The 5690-nt window shown below is 69.2% G+C and carries 4 protein-coding genes; 2 read left to right on the top strand and 2 right to left on the bottom strand.

The annotated features are described in order from the left end of the window. The coding region (locus tag AC27IQ_RS18120) for an aldehyde dehydrogenase family protein (RefSeq protein ID WP_487090285.1) at positions 1–705 on the top strand (705 nt) is incomplete at its 5' end. Between the two features lie 77 nt (positions 706–782). On the opposite strand, the gene AC27IQ_RS18115 is transcribed toward AC27IQ_RS18120, so the two are convergent. Beyond that, entirely contained in the window at positions 783–1682 is a 900-nt protein-coding gene (locus AC27IQ_RS18115) for a ZIP family metal transporter (protein ID WP_284412771.1), read from the bottom strand. 88 nt (positions 1683–1770) lie between these two features. Beyond that, positions 1771–2403, bottom strand: coding sequence for a superoxide dismutase (locus tag AC27IQ_RS18110; protein ID WP_487090284.1), 633 nt, complete (start codon positions 2401–2403; stop codon positions 1771–1773). 343 nt (positions 2404–2746) lie between these two features. Between AC27IQ_RS18110 and AC27IQ_RS18105 the strand changes: the two genes are divergently transcribed. Beyond that, a partial coding sequence (locus tag AC27IQ_RS18105; RefSeq protein ID WP_487090283.1) for a LodA/GoxA family CTQ-dependent oxidase occupies positions 2747–5690 on the top strand: 2944 nt, incomplete at its 3' end.

Raw genomic sequence — 5690 nt, 5'->3', positions numbered from 1 at the left:
ACGCTGGAGCTGGGCGGCAAGAGCCCGCAGGTGATCTTCGCCGACGCCGACCTGGATGCGGCGGTGCCGGTGGTCATCAACGCCATCGTGCAGAACGCCGGGCAGACCTGCTCGGCCGGCTCGCGCGTGCTGATCGACTCGCTCATCTACGAGCCGCTGCTGGAGCGCCTGGGCCGTGCCTTCGAGGCCCTGCGCGTGGGCCCCGCGGCGATGGACCTGGACGTGGGCCCGCTGATCCGCCAGAGCCAGCAGCAGCGCGTGTGGGACTTCCTCTCCGATGCGCAGGTGGCCGGCATCCCGCTGGTGGCGCAGGGCACGGTGGTGGACGAGGCGCCCGAGACGGGCTTCTACCAGGCCCCCACGCTGCTGCGCGACGTGCCGGTGGACCACCGCCTGGCGCAGGAAGAGGTGTTCGGCCCGGTGCTCTCGGCCATGGCCTTCGAGGACGAGGACCACGCGGTGGAGCTGGCCAACGCCACGCGCTTCGGCCTGGTGGCGGGTGTGTGGACGCGCGACGGCGCCCGCCAGTTCCGCATGGCGCGGCGCATCGCCAGCGGCCAGGTCTTTATCAACAACTACGGCGCGGGCGGCGGGGTGGAACTGCCCTTCGGCGGCGTGAAATCGAGCGGCCATGGGCGCGAAAAGGGTTTCGAGGCGCTGTACGGCTTCACCACCCTCAAGACGGTGGCGATCCGCCACGGGTAGCGATTGCTATAAAATTAATAGCTAAACGCCCTAGTGGATATTGTGCTGGAGGCCTTTTTGGCCTCAAGCCCCCTGGATCAGCCCAGCGCGGTGTCCAGGATCATCATGATCACGAAGCCGATCATCAGCCCGCCCGTGGCCCAGGCTTCGTGTCCCTTGCGGTGCGACTCGGGAATGATCTCGTGGCTGATGACGAACAGCATCGCCCCGGCCGCAAAGCCCAGGCCCCACGGCAGCAGGTGAGAGGAAAAGCCGATGACCGTGGCGCCCAGCACCGCGCCCAGCGGCTCCACCAGGCCTGACGCCATGCCCAGCGCCACGGCCAGCCAGCGCTTGTAGCCGGCGGCCAGGAGGGCCACGGCCACCACCAGGCCCTCGGGCACGTCCTGGATGGCGATGCCGGCCGTGAGCGTGCCGGCGCGCAGCGCGTCGGCCCCGCCGTAGGCCACGCCGATGGCCAGGCCCTCGGGCAGGTTGTGCAGCGCGATCGCGAAGACGAACAGCCAGGTACGCCGCAGCGTGCGAGGCGACGGGCCGCCCTCCACGCCCTTGATGAAATGCTCGTGCGGCAGCAGCCGCTCCATGACCAGCAACGCAAGTCCGCCCAGCAGGATGGAGGTGCCGATGATGCCGCCCGCGCCCCAGGCCCCCGCGCCCGCCGACTGGGCCGCGGCAATGCCGGGAATGATGAGCGAGAACGAGCAGGCGGCCAGCATCACCCCCGCGCCGAAGCCGAACAGCGTGTCCTGCACCCGCTCGGACAGCCGCTGCGAGAACACCACCGGCAGCGTGCCCAGCGCGGTCGCCAGGGCCGCCACCAGCCCCCCGTGCCAGGCCTGCTCCACGCGCGGGTTGTCGGCCAGGAATTGGAAGAACTGCCGGCCCAGCACCAGGACGCCGGCCAGCACGATGGCCACCCCCATCCATCTGCGCATGCGCCAGCCGGTGCGTCCGGTGAGTGTGTCGTCAGCGTTCATGTGCAAGGCCATGGTCGGAGGGTGGATCGATGGATCGGAAACGGGGAGCGCCGTCAGAACGAAGAATCGCTGCGGCCCTCGCCTGGCGTCAACCGCGGGCCTTCGCGTAGCGGCGGGCCACTTCGGCCCAGTCCACGACGTTATAGAACGCGGCGATGTATTCCGGGCGGCGGTTTTGGTACTTCAGGTAGTAGGCGTGCTCCCACACGTCCAGGCCCAGGATGGGCGTGTTGCCCGACAGCAGGCCTGCCATGAGCGGGCTGTCCTGGTTGCCGCTGCTCTCCACCGCGAGCTGGCCGCCGGGCGTGACGGACAGCCAGGCCCAGCCGCTGCCGAAGCGCGTGAGCGCGGCCTTGGTGAAGGCCTCCTTGAAGGCGTCGAACCCGCCCAGCTCCGCATCGATGGCCTGCGCCAGCGCGCCGGAGGGCTGCCCGCCGCTGCCCTGGCCCGCTGGCGCCATCACGGTCCAGAACAGGCTGTGGTTGGCATGCCCGCCACCGTTGTTGCGCACGGGCGCCTGGAGCTTCTCGGGCAGCGTCTGCACCTGGGCCACCAGCGCCTCGATGGACAGGTCGGCCTGCGGCGTGCCTTCCAGCGCGGCATTCAGGTTGTTGACGTAGGTCTGGTGGTGCTTGGTGTGGTGGATTTCCATGGTCTGCGCATCGATGTGGGGTTCGAGCGCGTCGTAGGCATAGGGCAGAGCGGGAAGCGTATGGGGCATGGTTTTCACTTTCTACAAAGGGAGCGGAAACGGGTGACCGGGCGACCGGGGAACGGTCTTTGGACGGTGGTCTTCACAGAAAACCCTGTCTTTGAAAATGATAATTATTTTCATTCACCACGATGATGGCACGGTTTTGCGCAGGGTTTTGTGGGATTTGCGCCTGCATACGCGCGCCGCGCCGTGGCGTCGCTCTTTTTCCACCGGGTGGAAACCCTGAATATTCCCCCTGCCGTTCCCCCGCAGAATGTTCGGGTCCCAAAGCGCACGGCGTTCACGCTGGCCTTTTCGGGAGGGAGCGTTACATCGTCCAGGACGATCCATAAAACAAAGGAGGGTTGCGATGAAAAGCACGTCAGTTCCACCCGCGCCGTCGGCCGCCACCAGCACCTGCGCCGGCACACCCATCACCCTGCCCCCGACCTTGCCGCCCAGCCCCTGCTGCTGCGACAGCGATCCGGTGGCCGGGCTCCAACAGCTGTTCGTGGACTATTTCCAGGGCAAGGGCATGGCGGCGGGCCGCGACCCGGCCACGCGGCCGGTGTTCCTGCGCCTGCACGGCGTGGCGCATGGCCAGTTCACCATTGATCCGAACCTGCCGCCCGAGCTACGGGTCGGCGTGTTCGGAAAGGCGCCGCAGTACCCGGTGTGGGTGCGCTTCTCGGCCGACGTGCAGCCCGGCAACCCCGACCTCAAGGGCACCACGGGCATCGCGATCAAGCTGTTCGGGGTGCAGGGCCGCAAGCTGCTGGAGCCTGATCAGGACGCCACCACGCACGACTTCATCCTGCAGAACCACGATGTGTTCTTCACCGACACCGCGCGGGACATGTGCGAGTTCACCTGCGAATCGCTGCACGGCCGGGGCGATGCCTACCTGAAGGCGCACCCCGTCACCGCGCAGATCCTGAACGACATGGAAAAGACGGTGGACTCCGTGCTGGCCACCGACTACTGGAGCGTGCTGCCCTCCTGCTTCGGCCAGGGCCGCTTCGTCAAATACAAGATCGAGCCGGTGCAGGCGCCGCCGGCCGACGCGCCGCCGGACTTCGACGACCCGTTCTACCTGCGGGCCGACCTGCATGCCCGCCTGCGCAAGGGCCCGGCGCGTTTTCGCTTCCTGGTGCAGTTCCAGACCAACGACCATGACATGCCGCTCGACGCCGCCACGGTGCGCTGGAGCGAGCAGGCCAGCGTGCCGATCGAGGTCGGCATCCTGGAGCTGCCCCAGCAGGACCTGGACGCCCGCGGCCAGTCGGGCTACGGCGAAAACCTGGCCTACAACCCCTGGCATGCCCTGCCCGAGCACATGCCCATGGGCAGCATCGCCGAGGCGCGCAAGGCCGTGTACCGGGCCTCGTCCGAAAACCGCCGCAACGTGAACGGCGTGCCGCTGGGCGAGCCCGTGGTGCCCCGTCCGGCGCAGTACGCGCCCGGCGTGGACTATCCCGCCGCGAAGGACACGCGCATCGTGCGCGCCGCCGTCCACCCGGCAATCGGCATCGCCCGGGTGGGCAACAGCGAGACAGCGTTCTATCTGGGCCCTCAGGTGGTGAACCCGCCGCCGCAGCCCCAGGGCTTTTACCGCGATGCCACCGGCGCGCTCAAGCGCGAGGCCGCGCAGTTCCGCATCTACGGCTACAACGCCGCGGGCGACGTGGTGCGCGAGCTGACCGCCGACTGGGCCGACATCGAATGGTCCGTGCACGTCGCCAACAGCAAGGCGGCCTGGTACCAGTGGCAGATCGCGCTCGACATTCCGGAGGCGGCCAAAACCCAGCTGCCGCTGCGCAATGCCAAGAACGCCGCGCGCGACACGCTGGTCATCGACGCGGGCGTGCAGCGCATCGCGGGCCGCAACGCGGCGCCGGTGCCCTGCACCGGGCAGTTCACCGGCGTGCCGGTCAAGATCGGCGAGCTGCAGACCGACGCCAGCGGCCGGCTGGTGTTCCTGCCCGGCCACGGCGTCTCGGCCTCGCCCACGGGCAGCCCGATCTTCAACCCGGCCGACGGCGACTCGTTCATCAACGCCGACGGCTGGTACGACGACACCTGCGACGGCCCGGTCTCGGCCACGGTGCGCATCGAGGGCCAGGAGATTCCTGTGGAATCCGCCTGGGTGGTGACCGCCCCGCCCAACTACGCACCGCAGGTCAAGACCCAGCGCACGCTGTACGACCTGCTGCAGGACCTGTACGTCCAGGCCGGCTGGCTGCCCGCGCCGGCCACGATCTCGTTCGCCGACGACGTGTACCCCATCCTGCAGCGCCTGTCGGGCCTGCAATGGGTGAACCAGGGCTTCGCCACCCTGTTCGGCCACCAGGGGCAGTACGACTTCGAGAACCCCGCGCTGATCGAGCGGCTCTCCGCCCTGCCCCCTGCAGGCGGCTACGACCCCAACGCCGAACTGCGCCGGCAGGTGTTCAACAGCTTCCGCCCCCCCAGCCCACCGGACGGCAACCAGATGCCCTGGCCCTGGCTGTACGGCGATGCGATGACGGTGCCCGCAGGCCAGAGCCCGCGCCAGAACGCCAGCATCAGCCAGACGCAGAGCAATGTGCTGGCGCGCTGGGTGCAAGGCGACTTCGTCTCCGACTGGGATGCCGGCCGCCAGCTGCCGGCCAGCATCGACGCGGTGCCGCTCGCGCAGCAGCCCGCCACGCTGGACCGGGCGGCGCTGGAGTTCTGCCTGGCCGACGCCTTCCACCCCGGCTGCGAAATGACCTGGCCCATGCGCCATCTGACGCTGTACAGCCGCCCGTTCCGCATCCGCCAGCGTCCGGCGGGCACGGCCGAGCCCAGCTATGGGCCCACGCTCGACCAAGCCACCGCGCTGTCGGCCCAGGGGCCGCTGTATGCCCAGGGGCCCGGCGACATCAACCGCTGGATGGGCCTGCCCTGGCAGGCCGACACGGCCTACTGCCGGGCGGGGTACGACACCGCCTACGACCCGTTCGCGCCCACCTTCTGGCCGGCCCGCGTGCCCAACCACGTGCTGACGGCCGAGGACTACGCCATCGTCGTGGACCGGCAGCAGCCCATGGCCCGGCGCATCGAGGCGTTCTCCAACCGCACCAGCTGGAACAAGCCGCTGCACGGCACCACGGCCGGGCAGATGGAAGAAATGGTGCGCATCTTCGGATCGATGGGGCTCGTGGAAGTGCGCCCGGGCGTGCCGGACGATCCGGCCTTCCCGGCGCAGATGATGGTGGCGTCGTACGGCCCCGATGTCTCGGCCGCCGACGCCGCCAGCCTCAGCGACGCCGCGCTGGCCGCGCAGACCCGCC

The sequence above is a fragment of the Acidovorax sp. KPB24-07 genome (assembly GCF_057543315.1).
Note: the sequence above shows the minus strand (reverse complement) of the source record. Positions and strands in the feature narration are given on the sequence as shown.

Bases quoted from the DNA above. Each gene is read 5' to 3' on its own strand.
- AC27IQ_RS18115 (WP_284412771.1), bottom strand. From the start codon at position 1,682: ATGAACGCTGACGACACACTCACCGGACGCACCGGCTGGCGCATGCGC.
- AC27IQ_RS18110 (WP_487090284.1), bottom strand. From the start codon at position 2,403: ATGCCCCATACGCTTCCCGCTCTGCCCTATGCCTACGACGCGCTCGAA.